The following is a 19,297-nucleotide window of genomic DNA, read 5'->3' as shown; positions in this document are numbered from 1 at the left end:
TAAAGCTAATACGGCTTCAGCATTCTTCGCCAGCAGGCTGGCTCCCACAGTCAATCGGGTTTCAACTCAAGGTTTAAGAACACCCACAATTCCATGTGGGAGCCCGCCTGCTGGCGATGGCGCCCGCAAGAGCACTGTAGTGATCACCTGTCGGCAAACCCCTTGCCGGTCGCCGCCAACTCACCAATCAACCGGGCCGGATTCCAGTGATCGCCCTGGCGAGTTTCCAACGCCAGCAACCGCTGATGAATATCCGCCAGCCCCTGCTGATCGGCCCAGGCCATCGGGCCGCCCTTGTCGGCCGGGAAGCCATAGCCGTTGAGGTAGACCAGATCGATATCGTGGGCCGATCCGGCGATGCCTTCCTCAAGAATCTTCGCGCCTTCATTGACCAATGCCAGCAAGGAGCGCTCCAGGACCTCCTCAGGCGAGATCTCACGGCGTTGATAGCCCAATCCCTCGCTGACCTCCAGCACCAGCGCATCGACCTCTAAGTCGTGCTCTGCCTGGCGGCTGCCGGCTTCATAGTGATAATAACCATTGCCGCTCTTTTGGCCGAAGCGACCCAGCTCGCACAAGCGGTTATCGACCTGCACCTCAGGCGCATCCTGGCCAACACCCGCCAGTTGCCTGGCGCGCCACCCCAGATCGACGCCAACCACGTCGTACATGCGGAAAGGGCCCATGGCAAAACCAAAACCTTGCAGCGCCGCATCGACCTGATGGGGATAGGCGCCCTCCAGCAGCATCTTGCGTGCTTCGAGCACGTAGGTATTGAGCATGCGGTTGCCGATGAAACCGTCGCAGTTGCCGGCCACCACGCTGACCTTGCCCATGCGCTTACCCAGCGCCAGCGCCGCTTCCAGTACCGCCGGCGCAGTGTTCGCACCGCGGACGATTTCCAGCAGTTTCATGATGTGCGCCGGGCTGAAGAAATGCAGCCCCAATACCTGCCCGGGACGGCCGGTGACTGCAGCGATGGCGTCGATATCCAGCGCCGAGGTATTACTCGCCAGAATCGCTTCGGGCTTGAGCAGAGCGTCCAGCTCGCGGAAGATCTTCTGCTTGAGCTCAAGGTTCTCGTAAACCGCTTCGATCACCAGGTCTACATCAGCAATGGCCGCATAATCGGCAACGGCAGTGACCCGCGCGACACGCGCATCCGCTTCGGCCTGATCGATACGGCCCTGGCGAACATTGTGAGCGCAGGTGTCTGCCACGCTGGTCAGGGCTTGCTCGAGCATCTGCGGATTATTATCGACCCACTGCACTGGCACCCCGGCATTCACCAGGCACATCACAATGCCCCGGCCCATGGTGCCCGCGCCAATCACGGCGGCGCGCTGAATGTTGAACGGTGTCTGGCTCATGGTTGTTCTCTTGTTGGCGATCCAAAGACAGCCCTCACCATAGTCAGCCACCGTTCATTTTTGAAATTTATTCCTGTGATGGGGGACATTCAGCAGATGGATACGCTGTTTGCCCAGACGCCAAAACCCCTGTAGGAGCGAGCTTGCTCGCGATGATCTTGAGGTCGCGCAAATTAAGCTGTTGCCCCGCGTCATCGTTGACGACCATCGCGAGCAAGCTCGCGCCTACAGATATCCCGCTCAAGCTGGGAGGTGAGTTTCGACCCACCCCCGCACTTCGCCATAAGGGTATTCCTCCAGCACCGCATACCCCGCAATTGACCGCGCCTTGAGCTTGGTAAACAACGGCACACTGATGCCGCACAGGAAACGGGTCACCCGTTCGGTCGAAGGAATGCTGCCGGTGTGCTGCTCGTGCCTGTGGATAAATTCAGCGCACAACGCCTCGAAATTCTTATCCACAAGCGCTGGCAGCTCCGGCGGCGCCGGCAGTCGTGCGATATCGCCGTGACACACTGAACAATGCCCGCACTGCCGGGGAGCCTGTTCGTCCCCGAAGTACTCGGCCAGCCGATAACCCAGGCAGCGTTCGGTGGCAAACAGATCCAGCATCGCGTGAATTCGGGCGACCTCGGTTTGCTCGTGGCGGGTGAAGTAAGCGTGCAGTTCCGTGGCCAGCGCCTGGCTGTCAAAGCCTGCTTGCAGCACGCTGTAGACCTCGGTCATCTGCTTGCTTTCGAGCTCGATCCAGCCCTTCTCCTGGAAATAATCCAGGGCCTTGACCACCCGATTACGCTCGGCCTGGTAGCGTTCGTACAGCGCGTCAAAACTCACCGTGGCCCAGGCTCGCGCAAGGGTGGATGTCTGAATGATCGCCGCCACGAAATCCTTGCGCTCTCCCTCGAATCGGGCCAGCAAGTCGGCCGGCTCCTGCAGGTATTTGAATCGGTACTCGGCGTAGTAGGCGTAACGCGGGGCGATGATCCGGCGCAGCTCCAGCTGAACCAGCAAGGTCTTGAGCGGCAGCTGCCGGATGTTGCTCTGGTCTGCCAGCGGCCCCAGCAGAAACTCCCATTGCCCATCGGCGGCGCACGCCTTCAACTCATCCAGCACGTGCCGGATGCCATCCAGCTCCGGCGTGTCGCCGTAGACGAAGTTTTCCAGCACATTGACGCTGTCGCGGTTGGCCAGGACCAGGCAGTCCGACGGCTGCCCGTCGCGCCCGGCACGACCGATTTCCTGACTGTAGTTTTCGATGGACTTGGGCAGGTCGAAATGCACCACGTTGCGTATGTCGCTTTTGTCGATGCCCATGCCAAATGCGATGGTGGCGACGATGCAATTGGATTGCCCGCCCATGAAGCGCTTCTGGATCGCCTCACGTTTTTCGTGGGGCAACCCGGCGTGATAGGCCTCGGCCTGTATGCCATTGCGACCCAGGTGCTCGGCGATGTGCTCGGCGGTTTTCTGCAGGGTGACATAGACGATGCTGGGCTGACCCGGCCGCTCGCTCATCCACTCAACCAGTCGCCGGCGCTTGTCCTGCCCACGCACCGGCTCCACCAGCAAACTGAGATTAGGCCGGTAGAAACCGGTGGTCACTACGTCTTCAGGCGCAATGGCGAACTTGGCCTGCATGTCCGCGATCACTTTCGGCGTCGCCGTGGCGGTCAGCAGCAGCGCCTGCGGGATATTGAACTGGCGCTGGTAGTCCGGGAGCTTGAGGTAATCAGGCCGGAAGTTATGACCCCACTCGGAAATGCAGTGCGCCTCGTCCACGACCAGTAACGAGATTGGCACCTGCTGGAGGAAGTTGCGAAAGCGCTCATTCTTCAGCCGCTCCACGGACACCATCAGGATCTTCAGCTCACCCGATTTCGCCCGAGCCATCACATCGGCGGCGTCGTCGCGGCTCTGCGCCGAATCGATACTGCCTGCCGAGATACCGTGACGCTGCAGGAATGCCAGCTGGTCCTGCATCAGCGCCAGCAGTGGCGAGACCACCAGCGTCAGGTGTGGCAACAGCATCGCCGGGATCTGGTAGCACAGGGACTTGCCTGAACCCGTGGGAAAGATCGCCGCTGCCGAGCGCCCGGCCAGTACCGCGCTGATCGCAGCCTCCTGGCCGGGACGAAATTGTGGATAACCGAAAACCTGTTCCAGGGTGTTGTGCATAAGCTGTCACTCCGTTGACCGCTGGCGAAGCCCAAAGCCTAGCTGGCGATCGCCGCGAGTCGAGAAAAGGTCGGGGGTAAAAAGATACCGGATGATACCGCGCAGAGGCTGGCAGGGCGTGTTGAATCAAGGCAGCGACAGGTTCGCAGGCACCTCAAGACCTGATGCTCACGCCCACGAAAAAGCCGCCCTGAAGGCGGCTTTGTCGTTACATCAAGCCAATCCTTACAGCTTCGGACCAGCAGCCTTGATGGCGTCGCTCACGTCGAACTTCTTGAAGTTCTCGACGAACAGACCGGCCAGTGCTTTAGCCGATTCATCGTAGGCAGCTTTGTCAGCCCAGGTATTACGTGGGTTCAACAGGCCAGTCTCAACGCCCGGCACGGCCAATGGCACGTCGAGGTTGATGGTGTCGAGGTGTTCGGTTTCAGCACCGATCAACGCGCCGCTCTGGATCGCTGCGATGACGCCGCGAGTGGTCGGAATGTTGAAGCGCTTGCCAACGCCGTAGCCACCGCCGGTCCAGCCGGTGTTTACCAGGTACACCTTGGAGCCGAAGCCGCGGATGCGCTTGATCAGCAGTTCTGCGTATTCGCCAGCCGGACGCGGGAAGAACGGTGCGCCGAAGCAGGTGGAGAACGTCGACTTGATGCCGCTGCCCGAGCCCATTTCGGTCGAGCCCACCAAAGCGGTGTAGCCGGACAGGAAGTGGTAGGCCGCTTGTTCTTCGCTGAGGATCGACACTGGCGGCAGTACGCCGGTCAGGTCGCAGGTCAGGAAGATCACCGCGTTAGGCTCACCGCCAAGGTTCTTCTCGGAACGCTTGGCAACGTGCTCCAGCGGGTAAGCTGCGCGGCTGTTCTGGGTCAGGCTCACATCGGCGTAGTCGGCGTGCTTGGCGTCATCGATAACGACGTTTTCCAGGACTGCGCCGTGCTTGATGGCTTTCCAGATGACCGGCTCGTTCTTCTCGGACAAGTCGATGCACTTGGCGTAGCAGCCGCCTTCGATGTTGAACACAACGCCTTCGCCCCAGCCGTGCTCGTCGTCACCGATCAGGTAACGGCTTTCGTCGGCGGACAGGGTGGTTTTACCGGTGCCGGACAAACCGAAGAACAGGGTCACGTCGCCCGCTTCACCGATGTTGGCAGCGCAGTGCATTGGCAGCACGTCGGCGGCCGGCAGCAGGAAGTTCTGCACCGAGAACATGGCTTTCTTCATTTCACCGGCGTAACGCATGCCGGCGATCAGTACCTTCTTCTGGGCGAAGTTGAGGATCACGCAGCCGTCGGAGTTGGTGCCATCACGCTCAGGCACGCACTCGAAGTTGGCCACGTTCAGTACTTGCCACTCTTCGCGACCTGCCGGGTTGTACTGGGCAGGATTGATGAACAGGCAACGACCGAACAGGTTCTGCCAGGCAGTCTGGGTGGTCATTTTCACAGCCAGGTAGTGGTCTTCGGACGCACCTACATGCACATGGGAAACGAAATGCTCTTGCGCGTTGTTGAACGCCTCGACGCGGTCCCACAGGGCATCGAACTTGTCGGCCGGGAACTTGCGGTTGATCGGGCCCCAGGCGATGGCTGCCTGGGTGGTTGGCTCTTCCACGATGAAACGATCGACTGGCGAGCGGCCGGTACGGTGACCGGTACGAACAACCAGCGCGCCGGTATCGGCAAGCTCGCCTTCACCACGATTCAGAGCTTCTTTTACCAGATCATCAACACTCAGATCGGTGTACACGGCGTTATTGGCTTGCGTCATGAGATTCCCCGTCGGCCAGTGGCCGAGTGTGCTCCAAACGTTTTGTAGTAGAAAGTCGTGCACTACTACCGCGACAAAAAGTGGGCCGGATTATGCCAGAAACGCCCAAAAATAGTAGGGCCCTCCCGTCGTAACGGCGCTATTGCGCCGCTAAGCAGTGAATTTACCTGCGCTGAACCGTTTTAGTGCCGGGTATCTGACGGGGTATCGACACCGGCTCCAGCGAACAATTGAGTGATATCGGCCGCATCGAACAGGTAGCGCTGATTGCAAAACTGGCAGTCGATCTCGATGTTGCCACCGTGTTCCACGACCAGGTCCTGAGCGTCTTCCAGACCCAGGCTGACCAGCGCATTCGCCGAGCGCTCGCGCGAGCAACTGCAACGGAAGCGCAATCGCTGGACATCGAACAGGCGCACCTGCTCTTCGTGGTACAAGCGGTGCAGCACGGTTTCGTTGTCCAGGCTGAGCAGCTCATCGGCAGTCAGCGTACTGCCCAGGGCGGTGATGTGCTGCCAGCTGGCGGCGCGCTCTTCTTCATCCTTGAGGCGATCAGCGGGCAGTTGCTGCAGCAGCAGACCTCGGGCACGACGGCCGTCGGCGTACAGCCAGAAGCGCGTGCCGACCTGCTGGGACATGACGAAATAGTTGGTGAAGCACTCCGACAGAGTTTCGCCGTCCAGGTCAACGATGCCCTGGTAGCGCTGGCCTTGGGTCGGATCGACCGTCAGCGCGAGGACACCGTTGGGCATCAGGTCGGCAAGCGTCGCATCAGGTGCGATGCGGTCAGCCTCGTAACGGGCCAGGCCACGGATCTCGCGCTCGCTGGAGCACTCGATCATCAGCAGCGGGATGGGCCCTTCCGAACGGGCCTGTAGAATCAGCAGGCCATCGAATTTCAGGGTGCCGACCAGCAACGACGCCGCGGCCATCAGTTCGCCGAGCAATTGCGCAACCGGTTCCGGATACGCATGTTTAGCCAGGACTTCGGCGTAGCTGAGTTCCAACGAAACCAGTTCGCCGCGGGTATCGCTGTCATCGAAGATGAAGCGTTGGGTGTAGTCGGTATCCGTTAGATCGGTCATAGGTTTGGGTATCTGAATTAATGTCAAAAGATTTCAAAGACTAAGCTGCGCGGGGTTTGCGCACGCAAAGTCTGGCCATGGCAGGCATTTTAGGAACAATCCGGTCGGGTTCCAAGCTCATACCGGCCGCCGCACGAACACCTGCTTCACTCGTCGTTGCTGCTCCCACGAAACTTAAACAGATCCCGCCGCTGTTTTTTGCTCGGTTTGCCGTCGGTGGTCATGCCCAGCGAACCCGCCTTGCGCATCTCGGCAGCAGCCTCGCGCTTGGCGACGCTGGCTTCGGTCTCGGCGTACAAGGCCTGCGCCTCGGGAGCACCCCGGCGCACGATCGACAGTGCCTGAACTACCACCGTACGCTCTTCGAACCCCTGGCGAATCTGAAATTCGTCGCCGATGCGCGGTTCCTTGCCGGGTTTGCAGCGCTCGCCCCGACAATGCACCTTGCCGCTTTCGATCGCCGTCTTGGCCAAGGCACGTGTTTTATAGAAACGCGCAGCCCACAACCACTTATCGAGACGGACCTTGTCGTCCTCATCCTTTTTTTGTGTCACCGGAATTCCTCTTTTAGCCCATAGTCGGAACTGTACTACCGTTTCTGTCGGGCGCAAGAACCCGCCCCTCCAGATAGAATGTCATCCTGGTCGGTTCATCGCAGTGGAGTGTTCGAGTGACAATATTTCCGTCTTCATTGACTTCGTCCAGTGGCGATTGCCAGGGATGTCAGCAAAGCGAACCGTTGGGCTTTGATTTTGCCTTTGCGTACCAACCCATCGTGGACCTGCGGGACCGATCGATCTTTGCTCACGAGGCACTGGTGCGCGGCACCGACGGTGAAGGCGCGTTATCGGTACTTGACCAGGTCACCGAGGCCAATCGCTACCGATTTGACCAGCTCTGCCGCACCAAGGCGATCGAAGGTGCTGCGCAACTGGGCATGCAAACCAACCTGTCGATCAACTTCATGCCCAACGCCGTGTACCGCCCGGAGCTGTGTATTCGCAGCACGCTGAAGGCCGCCAAAAAACATAATTTCCCTATAGACAGGCTGATTTTCGAAACCCTGGAAAGCGAGCACGTAGATAACTATCGCCATTTGACCAATATTCTGCGTGAATACCGCGAATTCGGCTTCAAGACCGCCATCGATGACTTCGGTGCGGGGTACTCGGGGCTCAATCTGCTCGCTGACTTCCAACCCGACCTGATCAAACTCGACATGGCACTGATCCGTGACGTCGATCGCGATCGTGTTCGTCAGGCTATCGTGCGGGGGATTGTCACAATCTGTGCGGATCTGGACGTTACAGTCATTGCCGAAGGCATCGAAAGCGCTGGAGAACGGGATTTCCTGGCGGACTGTGGAATTTTTCTGATGCAAGGCTACTGGTTCGCCAAGCCTGCATTCAAAGCGTTGGCCCAGGTACCAGCGGGTACCTGGACGCGTTAATCGCCGGTTTATTCTATTGAAGACATTTGACCATTTGACCGTTGTCGGTCTGCGCGAGTGGGTGGCGCTTCCGGATTTGGGAGTGGCAGGCCTGCGGGCAAAAATCGACACCGGTGCCAGCACCTCCAGCTTGCATGCCACCGACATTGAGCCGTTTGAGCGCGATGGTGAAAAATGGGTGCGTTTTACCGCGCATCTGGGCACGGTATTGCAACTGCGTCATCGGCGTTGCGAAGCCCCGCTGGTGACCATGAAAACCATCAAGAGCTCCAATGGCCATGCGCAGAAGCGCTATGTGGTCAGCACCACCCTGGCCCTCGGTGATCGGGTCTGGCGGGTCGAGTTCACCCTCGCCTGCCGTAAATCCATGCGATATCGCCTGCTACTCGGTTCCAAAGCCCTTATCGACGGCCAACTGGTCGTCAATCCGGGCATCAAATACGTACAAGACAAGCCGGTGTTCCCGGTCTCTACCCTTTCCACAGGTGTTGCATGAAGATCGCTGTGCTGTCGCGGAACCCGCGTCTGTATTCCACTCGTCGTCTGGTCGAAGCCGGAACCGAGCGTGGCCACGAAATGGTCGTGGTCGACACCTTGCGCGCCTACATGAACATCGCCAGCCACAAGCCGCAGATCCACTACAGGGGCCGGCCGCTGGAAGGTTTCGATGCGGTCATCCCGCGTATCGGGGCATCGGTGACGTTTTATGGCTGCGCGGTTTTGCGCCAGTTCGAGATGATGGGGGTATTTCCGCTCAACGAATCGGTGGCCATCGCGCGTTCGCGGGACAAACTGCGCTCATTGCAACTGCTCTCGCGCCGAGGGATCGGCTTGCCGGTCACCGGGTTTGCGCACTCGCCGGATGACATTCCCGACCTGATCGAAATGGTCAACGGCGCCCCTCTGGTGATCAAGGTACTGGAAGGCACCCAGGGCATCGGCGTGGTGCTGTGTGAGACCGCGACTGCGGCGGAGTCGGTGATCGAGGCCTTCATGGGTCTCAAGCAGAACATCATGGTCCAGGAATACATCAAGGAAGCCGGTGGGGCAGACATTCGCTGCTTCGTGGTGGGCGACAAAGTGATTGCTGCGATGAAACGCCAGGCCAAACCAGGGGAGTTCCGTTCCAACCTGCACCGGGGCGGCAGCGCGAGCCTGATCAAGATCACCCCGGAAGAACGCATGACGGCCTTGCGTGCGGCCAAGGTAATGGGGCTGGCCGTCGCAGGCGTGGATATCCTGCGTTCCAATCACGGGCCGCTGGTGATGGAAGTCAACTCGTCGCCGGGGCTGGAAGGCATCGAGACCACCACCGGCAAGAACGTGGCGGGGATCATCATCGAGCATCTTGAAAAGAATGGTGGGCCGAATATGACGCGCACCAAAGGAAAAGGCTAAAGCGGGAAGATCAAAAGATCGTCCGAAGGCTCCGGCCGCGTTCGGACGATCTTTTTTTCAGCCGTTAAACCGCATCGCGCGGCAACATCAACCCCAACGGCAAGCGCACCCGCGCCTCCAGCCCGCCACCATCACGGTTGCGCAGCTCGACATTGCCGCCATGCATCGAAGCAATCCGCTTGACGATCGCCAGGCCCAATCCGGTTCCCTTGCCGCCCCGGGCACGATCACCACGGGTGAACGGGTTGAAAATGGCTTCCAGCTCCGACGGATCGATCCCGGCGCCACGGTCCATGACGCTCAGCACCACGTAAGGCGCGCTGGTATCTCCGGATACGTAAGCCGCTACCTCCACACCGCTGCCGGCGTGATGCAGCGCATTGCCGATCAGGTTGTTCAACAGTCGTTTCATCGACACCCGCCGTAGCGGGAACGGCTGAATCGGCTCCAGGCGCAAACGCACTTTTTCTTCGTTCTGGTTGTAAGGAGCAGCAACTTCGCGCACGAGATCGATCAGGTCGACTTCTTCCACCGACTCATCGCGTCCATCACGGATAAATGCCAGGAACTGGTCAAGAATCGCGTCCATGTCCTCGATGTCACGCACCATATCGTCGGTCAGGTCGCTGTGGTCGCCCATCAGCTCCAGGGACAGGCGCAAACGGGTGAGCGGGGTTCGCAGGTCGTGGGATACCCCGGCCAGCATCAGCTCACGCTCACGGCCCGCCTGCTCGACGTCCTCGGCCATCTGGTTGAAGGCGCGGTACACCTCGGTCATTTCGCTGGGCGTGTCGCTGATCGGCAGGCGCACGCTGCGCCCCTGGCCGAGCTGTCTGGCCGCGTAGACCAGGCGTTTCAAAGGTTGATTGAGCTGACTGACAAAAATCCACGCCGAAGCCGTGGACAGCAATCCGATGGCGAGGAACCAGCCGAGTACGTTCCAGATTTTCTGCCCGCGCAGCGGATGCGGGTAAAGCGGTACTTTCAGCCAGCCGTCACCCAGGCTCGGCGCCCGCACCCAGAGGGCTGGGGGCGAGTGCATACGTAACCGGACTTCGGTATCGGCACCGAGTTCTGCCTGCATCTGTCGCTGGTAGATTTCGCTGTAGGGCCAGTGCTGCTCACCCTCCGGCACACCGGTGCCAACCACACGAATCAGCGTTGCCGCTTCGGCGATTTTGTCTCGATTGTTTTCATCAGCCGCCCAATAGGCGCGCAGCGTCAAGGCGACGCCGTGGCTGTACTGGCGATCCACAAGCACGTCTTCGTTCATCAGCAGATAAACGAGGGTCAGTGCCTTGGAAAACAGCACAACGATCAGCACCAGCCACAGGGTGCGAGAGAAGAAACTTTGGGGGAACCACACGGGCGTTTTCATGGATAACCGCTAAACACATGCAAGAGCGAGCGATGCTCGCATATTGCGGTTCGCGAGTCTGCGGACAAAATCATCCGCATGACCCGCTCCTACAAATCGCCAATCACTTGGTGGCTGCGCCGTCCGGCACGAATACGTAACCCACGCCCCAAACCGTCTGGATGTAACGCGGTTTGGATGGATCAGGTTCGATCATCCGGCGCAGACGCGAGATTTGCACATCGATGGAGCGTTCGAGCGCATCCCATTCACGACCACGAGCCAGGTTCATCAGCTTGTCGCGAGTCAATGGCTGACGCGCGTTCATCACCAACGCCTTGAGCACGGCGAACTCGCCAGTGGTGAGCATGTGCACTTCTTCGCCACGCTTGAGCTCACGGGTGGCCAGCGACAGTTCGTAGTCACCAAACGTCACGCTCTCGTCTTCGCTGCCCGGTGCGCCTGGCACAGGCGTCGACTGGCGACGCAGCACCGCCTTGACCCGCGCCATCAGCTCGTCCGGGTTGAACGGCTTGGCCAGGTAGTCGTCGGCACCCAGCTCCAGACCCTTGATCCGGCTCAGCTCATCGCCCTTGGCGGTCAGCATGATGATTGGAATCTGGTTGTTCGCGGTACGCAGGCGGCGGCAGGCGGTCAGGCCGTCTTCGCCTGGCAGCATCAGGTCGAGAACGACCAGGTTGAACACTTCACGCGCCAGCAGGCGGTCCATTTGTTCCGTGTTCGGTACCGTGCGGGCACGGTAGCCCTTGCTGACGAAAAAGCGCTCCAGCAGGCTGCTCAGCCCCGGGTCGTCATCAACAATAAGAATTTTTTCGCCTTCAGCAATGTTTGCAGTGCTGCTCATTAGATGCTCCTTTTAGCTCGGCGCGCATTATGGCGTAGCTGCCGTTATACGCACCGTGTGCATTGTTAGCAGATTTTTCCTCCACCGCCAGTAAACCGGGTGGGTAGCGGGAGCCTGCGATGCCCCGAATGACCGATGCTGGTTATAATGCGCGGCCTTTTGTGTCAGGCAACGTCTGATCGTTTACAGCAGCAGCCACTTTTTATTTCATGGCGCTGGCAGTAATTGTTCGATTTCACGGGTCAACGGGATGCCTGTTGATCCAGGTAGCGGCGCAGGCCAGGCCGCTCAACCAGACTCGCCGAGCCTTTAATCCTGTGCCTGCGAGCCTGCTTTCACAATTTGTCAGGTGGTTTTATGGACAGCATCAACAGCCGCATCGCCGAGGAACTCGGTGTACGCCCACAACAGGTCGAAGCGGCCGTCGCGCTACTCGATGAAGGTTCTACCGTGCCCTTCATCGCCCGCTACCGGAAAGAAGTGACCGGCAGCCTCGATGACATCCAGTTGCGTCATCTGGAAGAGCGTCTGCGCTACCTGCGAGAACTCGACGAACGGCGCATCAGCATCCTGGCCAGTATTCAGGAACAAGGCAAGCTGACCCCGCAGCTGGAGCGCGACATCAAGCTCGCCGACACCAAGACCCGCCTCGAAGACTTGTACCTGCCGTACAAGCAGAAGCGCCGCACCAAGGGCCAGATCGCCCTGGAAGCCGGCCTCGGCGAGCTGGCCGACGGCCTGTTCAACGACCCGACCCTGGCCCCGGACGCCGAAGCTGCACGCTTCATCGACGCGGAAAAAGGCGTAGCCGATGTGAAGGCGGCCCTTGAAGGCGCCAAGTACATCCTGATGGAGCGCTTCGCCGAAGACGCCGGCCTGCTGGACAAACTGCGCAGCTACCTCAAGCAGGAGGCCATCCTCAGTGCCCGCGTGATCGCCGGCAAAGAAGAGGAAGGCGCCAAGTTCCGCGACTACTTCGAACACGACGAACCGCTCAAAAGCATGCCATCGCACCGCGCCCTGGCGATTTTCCGTGGCCGCAACGAAGGCATTCTCAGTTCCGCGCTGAAAGTCGGCGACGAGCTGCCGGGCACCATGCACCCCTGCGAAGGCATGATCGGCCAGCAGTTCGGCATTCAGAACCAGAACCGCGCCGCCGACAAATGGCTGGGCGAAGTGGTGCGCTGGACCTGGAAGGTCAAGCTCTATACCCATCTCGAAACCGACCTGCTCGGCGAGTTGCGCGATGGCGCGGAAACCGAGGCGATCAACGTGTTCGCCCACAACCTGCACGATCTGCTGCTGTCGGCCCCGGCCGGCCCGCGCGCCACACTGGGCCTGGACCCGGGCCTGCGCACCGGTTGCAAGGTCGCCGTGGTCGACTCCACCGGTAAGCTGCTGGATCACGCCACCGTTTACCCCCACGTGCCGCACAACAAGTGGGATCAGACCATTGCGATCCTGGCAGCCCTTTGCGCCAAGCATTCGGTCGACCTGATCGCCATCGGCAACGGCACCGCCAGCCGTGAAACCGACAAGCTCGCCGCTGAGCTGATCAAGAAATACCCGGCGATGAAAATGACCAAGGTCATGGTCTCCGAGGCCGGCGCATCGGTTTACTCGGCGTCGGAATTGGCTTCCAAGGAATTCCCGGACCTCGACGTGTCGATCCGTGGCGCGGTATCCATCGCTCGTCGCCTGCAGGACCCGCTGGCCGAACTGGTGAAGATCGATCCGAAATCCATTGGCGTCGGCCAGTATCAGCACGACGTATCGCAGCTGAAACTGGCGCGCGGCCTGGACGCCGTGGTCGAAGACTGCGTGAACGCCGTCGGGGTGGACGTCAACACTGCTTCCGTGGCACTGCTGGCCCGCATCTCCGGCCTCAATGCGACCCTGGCGCAGAACATCGTCAGCCACCGCGACGAACACGGTGCGTTCAAGACCCGCGCCGCGTTGAAAAAAGTCGCACGCCTGGGTGAAAAAACTTTCGAACAGGCCGCCGGCTTCCTGCGGGTCATGAACGGTGACAACCCGCTGGATTCGTCCGCCGTTCACCCGGAAGCCTATCCACTGGTGCAGCGCATTGCCGCTGAAACCGACCGCGACATCCGTTCGCTGATTGGCGACGCCAGCTTTCTCAAGCGCCTGGATCCGAAGAAGTACACCGACGAGACGTTCGGTCTGCCAACGGTCACCGACATTCTGCAAGAGCTGGAAAAACCCGGTCGCGATCCGCGTCCCGAGTTCAAGACTGCCGAGTTCCAGGAAGGTGTCGAAGACCTCAAGGACCTGCAGCTGGGCATGATCCTCGAAGGCGTGGTCACTAACGTGACCAACTTCGGCGCATTCGTTGACATCGGCGTTCATCAGGACGGTTTGGTGCATATCTCTGCACTTTCGGAGAAGTTCATCAAGGATCCCCGTGAAGCGGTGAAGGCGGGCGACGTGGTGAAAGTGAAGGTCATGGAAGTCGATATACCGCGTAAGCGCGTGGGCCTGTCGATGCGCATGAGCGACACCCCTGGCGAGAAAATCGATGGCGCTCGTGGTGCGCGTCCTGGTTCGGCACCGCGTCAGTCCCAGAACACTGCACCGCGCAAGGAAACCACGGCGCCCGCCCCTGCCAACAATGCCATGGCTTCGCTGTTCGCCAACGCCAAGCAACTGAAGAAGCGTTGATGGAGATCCCGCCAGGGTTGACCGAAAGCGCGTTCTTCAAGCTGCTGGGTTGTCGTTTGCACAGCCTGGACACCGGGGTGGCGCAAGTCGCCCTGGCACTGCAGCCCGAACTGCGCAACCGCGGCGGCAAGCTGCACGGCGGCGCGTTGTTCAGCCTGGTGGACATTGCCATGGGCCTGGCCTGTTCCAGCACCCATGGCTTCGACCAGCAGAGCGCGACCATCGAATGCAAGATCAACTACATTCGCGCGGTGTCTGAGGGCGAGGTGATGTGCACGGCACGGGTGATCCACCCGGGCCGTCGCACGCTGGTGGTCGAGGCCGAAGTGATGCAAGGCGAAAAATTGGTCGCAAAAGCGCAAGGCACGTTCGCTGTCCTGTAGCTACCGATCATCATTTTGAGGTAATTTCGGCGCTATGAAAGCGGCGCCGGGATTTTCTGTGGGAGCGCGCTTGCCCGCGATGGCGGTGTGTCAGGCAACATAAATGGTGACTGACACTCCCTCATCGCGGGCAAGCCCGCTCCCACAGGGTTCGCGGCGACGGGTCCTTGACCGACTGGCATGAAGTCCGTGCTGCTAAAAAACCAGGCGAAAACGCCAGTTTCAACTTCACCCTTGTAGACCGTCTTGCCCACCCCCATATTGGGGCGACTGACGCGTGAAGGAATCCAACTTGAGCGAAATTCTCAACCGCCGCCTGGCTCTGCTTGGCGAGCGCGCTAACCTCTCTCTGCTCGAACAGTGCCTTCACGGCATCGAACGTGAATGCCTGCGCGTGACCAGCGAAGGTCGCCTGGCGCAAACGCCCCACCCCGAAGAATTGGGTTCCGCGCTGACCAATGAACAAATCACCACCGACTATTCCGAGTCGCTGCTGGAGTTCATCACGCCCGCCCTGCCGGACCCGGCCGATACGCTGGCGAGCCTGGACAGCATTCACCGCTTTGCCTACAGCAAGCTGGGCAGCGAGTACTTGTGGAGTCCTTCCATGCCGTGCCCGTTGCCGGCTGAGGAAGACATCCCGATTGCCTACTACGGCACCTCGAACATCGGTCAGCTCAAGTACGTCTACCGCAAGGGCCTGGCCCTGCGCTACGGCAAGACGATGCAATGCATCGCCGGGATTCACTACAATTTTTCCCTGCCGGAACAGCTCTGGCCGCTGCTCAAGGAAGCTGAAGGCTTTGTCGGCACCGATCGCGACTATCAGTCCTCGGCCTACATCGCGCTGATCCGCAACTTCCGTCGCTACAGCTGGCTGCTGATGTACCTGTTTGGCGCTTCACCAGCCCTTGATGCGGGCTTCCTGCGAGGGCGCTCCCATCAGCTGGAGCAGCTGGACCCGGACACGCTCTACCTGCCTTACGCCACAAGCCTGCGCATGAGTGACCTGGGTTACCAGAGTAACGCCCAGGCCGGCCTGACGCCTTGCTATAACGACCTGGTCAGCTACACCGACAGCCTGCGCAAAGCGGTAGCCACTCCCTACGCACCGTACGTGGAGATCGGCACCCATCAGGATGGAGAGTGGGTTCAGCTCAACACCAACATCCTGCAGATCGAAAACGAGTACTACTCCAACATTCGCCCCAAGCGCGTGACCTACACCGGCGAGCGCCCGATCCAGGCGCTGGTGGCACGTGGTATCCAGTACGTCGAAGTGCGCTGCCTGGACATCAACCCGCTCCTGCCGATGGGCATCGACCTCACCGAGTCGCGCTTTCTCGACGCGTTCCTGCTGTACTGCGCGCTCAACGACAGCCCGCTGCTGACCAACACCTCGTGCGGCAACGCGACCTCGAACTTCCTTAGCGTGGTCAAGGAAGGTCGCCGCCCGGGCCTGCAACTGCAGCGCGACGGCCAGCCGGTGGACCTCAAGGAGTGGGCCAGCGAGTTGCTGGAGCACATTGCTCCCCTCGCGGCGATACTGGACCAGAGCCACGGCGGCGATGCTCACAGCAAGGCGCTGGATGCCCAGCTGGCTAAGGTCAAGGACCCGGCCCTGACCCCATCGGCCCAGGTGTTGGCCGCGATGGCAGAGCACAAGGAGAGTTTCAGTCAGTTCTCGTTGCGTCAGAGCCAGGCGCATGCGGAATATTTCCGCAGCGAACCGCTTTCTGCGGAAGACCAGGCGAAATTCGAAGACCGTGCACGCTCGTCGCTGGCGGAACAGGTGGAGCTGGAGAAGAACGAAGTCGGCGATTTTGATGTGTTTGTCGGGTCGTATCAGGCGAGCATTCTGGCGATCAGTAATTAATCGGCAGCTTTAAAAAGATCGCAGCCTGCGGCAGCTCCTACAGGGATCGGCTGGAGTCTGCGATTTTTTTTCGCCGCGCCACGCAGTCCCCGAGCCTGCACGCGACCTGTGTAGGAGCTGCCGCAGGCTGCGATCTTTTGATCCTCCGCTTTTTCCACTCATAAGCTAATGCGAAAAAGTTATTTATTTCCGCATTCTTAGATCATTTAGTCTCCTCAAACGCCAACTCCCGGCCGCCTGTTGAGGAGCTTCTCCGATGAAACTGCATATCCCCCTTCGCCTCCTGGCGGCCGCTTCGCTGGCTGCGGCGAGCTTCTTCGCCCAGGCCGCCGACGTCACCGTTGCCTACCAGACCACCGTAGACCCGGCGAAAGTTGCCCAGGCCGACGGCGCCTATGAAAAAGCCACCAACGCCAAGATCGACTGGCGCAAATTCGATAATGGCGCCGACATCATTGCCGCCATTGCCTCCGGCGACGTACAGATCGGCTACCTCGGCTCCAGCCCCCTGACCGCCGCGATCACTCGCAAAGTGCCTGTGGAAACCTTCCTGATCGCCACCCAGATCGGTGCCGCCGAAGCCCTGGTGGCTCGCGACGGATCGGGGATCAAGACCCCGCAAGACCTGATCGGCAAGAAGATCGCCGTGCCATTCGTGTCCACCGGCCACTACAGCCTGCTGGCCGCGCTGAAGCACTGGAATATCGACCCGTCGAAAGTCACCGTACTGAACCTCGCCCCGCCAGCCATTATCGCCGCGTGGAAACGGGGTGACATCGACGCTACCTACGTGTGGGACCCAGCCCTGGGCGTTGCCAAGGAAAACGGCAAAGTGCTGATTACCTCTGGCGAACTGGCCAAGTTCGGCGCACCGACCTTCGATGCCTGGATCGTGCGTAAAGATTTCGCTGAAAAACACCCGGAAATCGTCACCGCCTTCGCCAAAGTCACCCTCGACGCCTACGCCGACTACCGCAAGGACCCAACAGCCTGGCTGGCTAATCAGGGCAACGTCGACAAGCTGGTGAAACTCTCCGGCGCCAAGGCCAGCGACATTCCACTGTTGTTGCAAGGCAACGTCTACCCGCTGGCGGCTGATCAGGTGATTACCCTCGGCGCGCCGACCACCAAAGCCATCACCGACACCGCCGTGTTTCTCAAGGAACAAGGCAAGGTGGAAGCGGTTCTGCCGGACTACGCGCCGTACGTCAGCGCCAAGTTCATCACCAACTGATCGGGAGTTTATTGCGATGGCCTTGCTACAGCTGGAGCGTATCAGCGCACAGTACCCCGGCAGCCCCGAACCGGTACTGGCGGATATTTCCCTGAGCCTGGGGCCTCAGCAATTGCTGGTGGCGCTCGGCCCGTCGGGCAGTGGCAAGACCTCACTGCTGAACCTGATTGCCGGTTTCGTCGAGCCCAGCGCCGGGCGCATCACCCTCGACGGCGTGCCCGTCAAGGGACCGAGCGCCGAACGCGGCGTAGTGTTTCAGGACGACGCCCTGCTGCCTTGGCAGGACGTGCTGGCTAACGTCGGCTTCGGCCTGGAACTGGCAGGCGTCTCGAAAGACAAGCGCGAAATCCGTGCGCGGGAAATGCTCACGCTGGTGGACCTGTCCGGTTTCGAACACCGGCGCATCTGGCAGCTTTCGGGCGGCCAGAAACAGCGTGTCGGCCTGGCCCGTGCGCTGGCGGCCGACCCTCGCGTACTGTTGATGGACGAACCGTTCGGCGCGCTCGATGCGTTCACCCGCGAACAGATGCAAGAGCTGCTGCTGCAAGTCTGGCAGCGCACCGCAAAACCGGTATTTCTGATTACCCACGACATCGAAGAGGCGGTGTTTCTTGCCACAGACCTGATTCTGCTGGCGCCAAATCCGGGGCAGATCGTCGAACGTCTGAGCCTGGACTTCGGTCAGCGTTACGCCGCCGGCGAGTCGGCACGGGCGATCAAATCCGACCCACGTTTTATCGAAACCCGCGAACACGTGCTCGCCAAGGTGTTCTCCCAACGCAGCGCCGCACAACGGCAGGAGCGCGCATGAGCAGCTACGAAATTCCTGCCGTTAGGGTAAAAACCGCTTCGACGGTGATTCCCGTACGCCGCAGCTTGAGCACGCGCTGGATCAGCGTCCTGACACTGGTCGCACTGGTAGCGCTTTGGTGGGCTGTGACGGCAACCGGCATGATCGAGCCGCTGTTCTTGCCACCACCGTCGGCCGTCCTGCAGAAGGGCTGGTTGCTGGTAACCACCGGCTACATGGACTCGACGTTGTGGCAGCATTTGGGCGCGAGCCTCAGCCGTATCGGCCTGGGCCTGGGCTTTGCCGTGCTGACCGCGGTTCCGGTGGGTATCGCCATCGGTCACAACCGCATCGCCCGTGGCATTCTCGATCCGCTGATCGAGTTTTACCGCCCTATCCCACCGCTGGCGTATCTGCCACTGATCGTGATCTGGTGCGGCATCGGTGAGCTGTCCAAAGTCCTGCTGATCTACCTGGCGATCTTCGCCCCGATTGCCATTGCCACCGCCACCGGCGTGCGCACCGTCGATCCGGCCAAATTGCGTGCTGCACAGTCCCTGGGCGCTACCCGCGCGCAGCTGATTCGCCATGTGATCCTGCCGAGCGCGTTGCCGGACATCCTGACCGGCGTGCGCATTGGCCTGGGCGTTGGCTGGTCGACGCTGGTCGCCGCCGAACTGATCGCCGCCACCAGTGGTTTGGGCTTCATGGTGCAGTCGGCCGCGCAGTTCCTGGTCACTGACGTGGTGGTACTCGGGATCCTGGTCATCGCGCTCATCGCCTTCGCCATGGAAATGGGCCTGCGCGCCCTGCAACGCAAGCTGGTGCCGTGGCACGGCCAGGCCCACTGAAAAATTTGAATACC

At 60.4% G+C, this 19,297-nt stretch carries 16 protein-coding genes; 9 read left to right on the top strand and 7 right to left on the bottom strand.

From position 1 onward, the window contains the following. Window positions 1-143: 143 nt before the first annotated feature. The 5 genes from AAEZ09_RS02015 to AAEZ09_RS01995 form a co-directional block, all read right to left on the bottom strand. A complete protein-coding gene (locus tag AAEZ09_RS02015; protein WP_350597899.1) occupies window positions 144-1,370 on the bottom strand; it encodes a 3-hydroxyacyl-CoA dehydrogenase in 1,227 nt (408 codons plus the stop codon). A gap of 240 nt (window positions 1,371-1,610) precedes the next feature. Beyond that, window positions 1,611-3,545, bottom strand: coding sequence for a RecQ family ATP-dependent DNA helicase (locus tag AAEZ09_RS02010; RefSeq protein WP_350597896.1), 1,935 nt, complete (start codon window positions 3,543-3,545; stop codon window positions 1,611-1,613). Between the two features lie 225 nt (window positions 3,546-3,770). Then, complete coding sequence (locus AAEZ09_RS02005; protein WP_122840747.1) at window positions 3,771-5,312, bottom strand: phosphoenolpyruvate carboxykinase; 1,542 nt, start codon at window positions 5,310-5,312, stop codon at window positions 3,771-3,773. 182 nt (window positions 5,313-5,494) lie between these two features. Beyond that, complete coding sequence (gene hslO / locus AAEZ09_RS02000) at window positions 5,495-6,397, bottom strand: Hsp33 family molecular chaperone HslO (protein ID WP_045061322.1); 903 nt, start codon at window positions 6,395-6,397, stop codon at window positions 5,495-5,497. A gap of 146 nt (window positions 6,398-6,543) precedes the next feature. Then, window positions 6,544-6,951: a S4 domain-containing protein gene (locus AAEZ09_RS01995; protein WP_205893589.1), complete on the bottom strand. Its 408-nt coding sequence runs from the start codon at window positions 6,949-6,951 to the stop codon at window positions 6,544-6,546. A gap of 116 nt (window positions 6,952-7,067) precedes the next feature. Here AAEZ09_RS01995 and rimA point away from each other — a divergent pair, with 116 nt between their 5' ends. The 3 genes from rimA to rimK are packed head-to-tail and all read left to right on the top strand — an operon-like array spanning window position 7,068 to window position 9,245. Continuing rightward, complete coding sequence (rimA, locus tag AAEZ09_RS01990; protein ID WP_045061320.1) at window positions 7,068-7,847, top strand: S6 modification regulatory phosphodiesterase RimA; 780 nt, start codon at window positions 7,068-7,070, stop codon at window positions 7,845-7,847. A 16-nt stretch (window positions 7,848-7,863) separates the two neighbouring features. Continuing rightward, window positions 7,864-8,343 carry a retropepsin-like aspartic endopeptidase RimB gene (gene rimB, locus AAEZ09_RS01985; protein WP_479687546.1) on the top strand — a complete coding sequence of 160 codons (480 nt, stop codon included), beginning with the start codon at window positions 7,864-7,866 and terminating at the stop codon, window positions 8,341-8,343. After that, on the top strand, window positions 8,340-9,245 hold the full coding sequence (gene rimK / locus AAEZ09_RS01980) for a 30S ribosomal protein S6--L-glutamate ligase (protein WP_045061318.1): 906 nt from the start codon (window positions 8,340-8,342) through the stop codon (window positions 9,243-9,245). Before rimB ends, rimK begins: the two co-directional genes overlap by 4 nt. 64 nt (window positions 9,246-9,309) lie before the next feature. Here rimK and AAEZ09_RS01975 read toward each other — a convergent pair whose 3' ends face one another. Then, on the bottom strand, window positions 9,310-10,623 hold the full coding sequence (locus AAEZ09_RS01975) for an ATP-binding protein (RefSeq protein WP_045061317.1): 1,314 nt from the start codon (window positions 10,621-10,623) through the stop codon (window positions 9,310-9,312). Window positions 10,624-10,726: 103 nt separating this feature from the next. Continuing rightward, window positions 10,727-11,467 (bottom strand): osmolarity response regulator transcription factor OmpR, encoded by a 741-nt coding sequence (ompR, locus tag AAEZ09_RS01970; protein ID WP_045061316.1) that lies wholly within the window; start codon window positions 11,465-11,467, stop codon window positions 10,727-10,729. Between the two features lie 357 nt (window positions 11,468-11,824). Here ompR and AAEZ09_RS01965 point away from each other — a divergent pair, with 357 nt between their 5' ends. The 6 genes from AAEZ09_RS01965 to tauC all read left to right on the top strand — a co-directional run bounded on the left by AAEZ09_RS01965 (window position 11,825) and on the right by tauC (window position 19,283). Then, window positions 11,825-14,149 (top strand): Tex family protein, encoded by a 2,325-nt coding sequence (locus AAEZ09_RS01965; protein WP_350597891.1) that lies wholly within the window; start codon window positions 11,825-11,827, stop codon window positions 14,147-14,149. Beyond that, window positions 14,149-14,532 carry a PaaI family thioesterase gene (locus tag AAEZ09_RS01960; RefSeq protein ID WP_045061314.1) on the top strand — a complete coding sequence of 128 codons (384 nt, stop codon included), beginning with the start codon at window positions 14,149-14,151 and terminating at the stop codon, window positions 14,530-14,532. Before AAEZ09_RS01965 ends, AAEZ09_RS01960 begins: the two co-directional genes overlap by 1 nt. 292 nt (window positions 14,533-14,824) lie before the next feature. Beyond that, the gene (gshA, locus tag AAEZ09_RS01955) at window positions 14,825-16,408 is read left to right on the top strand and encodes a glutamate--cysteine ligase (RefSeq protein ID WP_045061313.1); all 1,584 of its coding nucleotides are present in this window, start codon (window positions 14,825-14,827) and stop codon (window positions 16,406-16,408) included. Between the two features lie 256 nt (window positions 16,409-16,664). Then, window positions 16,665-17,642 (top strand): taurine ABC transporter substrate-binding protein, encoded by a 978-nt coding sequence (gene tauA / locus AAEZ09_RS01950; protein ID WP_350597888.1) that lies wholly within the window; start codon window positions 16,665-16,667, stop codon window positions 17,640-17,642. A gap of 16 nt (window positions 17,643-17,658) precedes the next feature. Further along, the gene (gene tauB, locus AAEZ09_RS01945; protein ID WP_045061311.1) at window positions 17,659-18,453 is read left to right on the top strand and encodes a taurine ABC transporter ATP-binding subunit; all 795 of its coding nucleotides are present in this window, start codon (window positions 17,659-17,661) and stop codon (window positions 18,451-18,453) included. Next, window positions 18,450-19,283: a taurine ABC transporter permease TauC gene (gene tauC / locus AAEZ09_RS01940; RefSeq protein ID WP_045061310.1), complete on the top strand. Its 834-nt coding sequence runs from the start codon at window positions 18,450-18,452 to the stop codon at window positions 19,281-19,283. Before tauB ends, tauC begins: the two co-directional genes overlap by 4 nt. Window positions 19,284-19,297: the final 14 nt, after the last annotated feature.

It is taken from the genome of Pseudomonas sp. 65/3-MNA-CIBAN-0223 (assembly GCF_040310425.1).
In the GTDB taxonomy this organism is placed as follows: domain Bacteria; phylum Pseudomonadota; class Gammaproteobacteria; order Pseudomonadales; family Pseudomonadaceae; genus Aquipseudomonas; species Aquipseudomonas gregormendelii.
The sequence above is the reverse complement of the archived record's forward strand: the minus strand, read 5'-3'. Positions and strand labels throughout refer to the sequence as shown.

Coding starts and splice junctions, on each gene's coding strand:
- AAEZ09_RS02015 (WP_350597899.1), bottom strand. CDS start 1,370: ATGAGCCAGACACCGTTCAACATTCAGCGCGCCGCCGTGATTGGCGCG.
- AAEZ09_RS02010 (WP_350597896.1), bottom strand. CDS start 3,545: ATGCACAACACCCTGGAACAGGTTTTCGGTTATCCACAATTTCGTCCC.
- AAEZ09_RS02005 (WP_122840747.1), bottom strand. CDS start 5,312: ATGACGCAAGCCAATAACGCCGTGTACACCGATCTGAGTGTTGATGAT.
- hslO (WP_045061322.1), bottom strand. CDS start 6,397: ATGACCGATCTAACGGATACCGACTACACCCAACGCTTCATCTTCGAT.
- rimK (WP_045061318.1), top strand. CDS start 8,340: ATGAAGATCGCTGTGCTGTCGCGGAACCCGCGTCTGTATTCCACTCGT.
- AAEZ09_RS01975 (WP_045061317.1), bottom strand. CDS start 10,623: ATGAAAACGCCCGTGTGGTTCCCCCAAAGTTTCTTCTCTCGCACCCTG.
- ompR (WP_045061316.1), bottom strand. CDS start 11,467: ATGAGCAGCACTGCAAACATTGCTGAAGGCGAAAAAATTCTTATTGTT.
- AAEZ09_RS01965 (WP_350597891.1), top strand. CDS start 11,825: ATGGACAGCATCAACAGCCGCATCGCCGAGGAACTCGGTGTACGCCCA.
- AAEZ09_RS01960 (WP_045061314.1), top strand. CDS start 14,149: ATGGAGATCCCGCCAGGGTTGACCGAAAGCGCGTTCTTCAAGCTGCTG.
- tauA (WP_350597888.1), top strand. CDS start 16,665: ATGAAACTGCATATCCCCCTTCGCCTCCTGGCGGCCGCTTCGCTGGCT.
- tauB (WP_045061311.1), top strand. CDS start 17,659: ATGGCCTTGCTACAGCTGGAGCGTATCAGCGCACAGTACCCCGGCAGC.
- tauC (WP_045061310.1), top strand. CDS start 18,450: ATGAGCAGCTACGAAATTCCTGCCGTTAGGGTAAAAACCGCTTCGACG.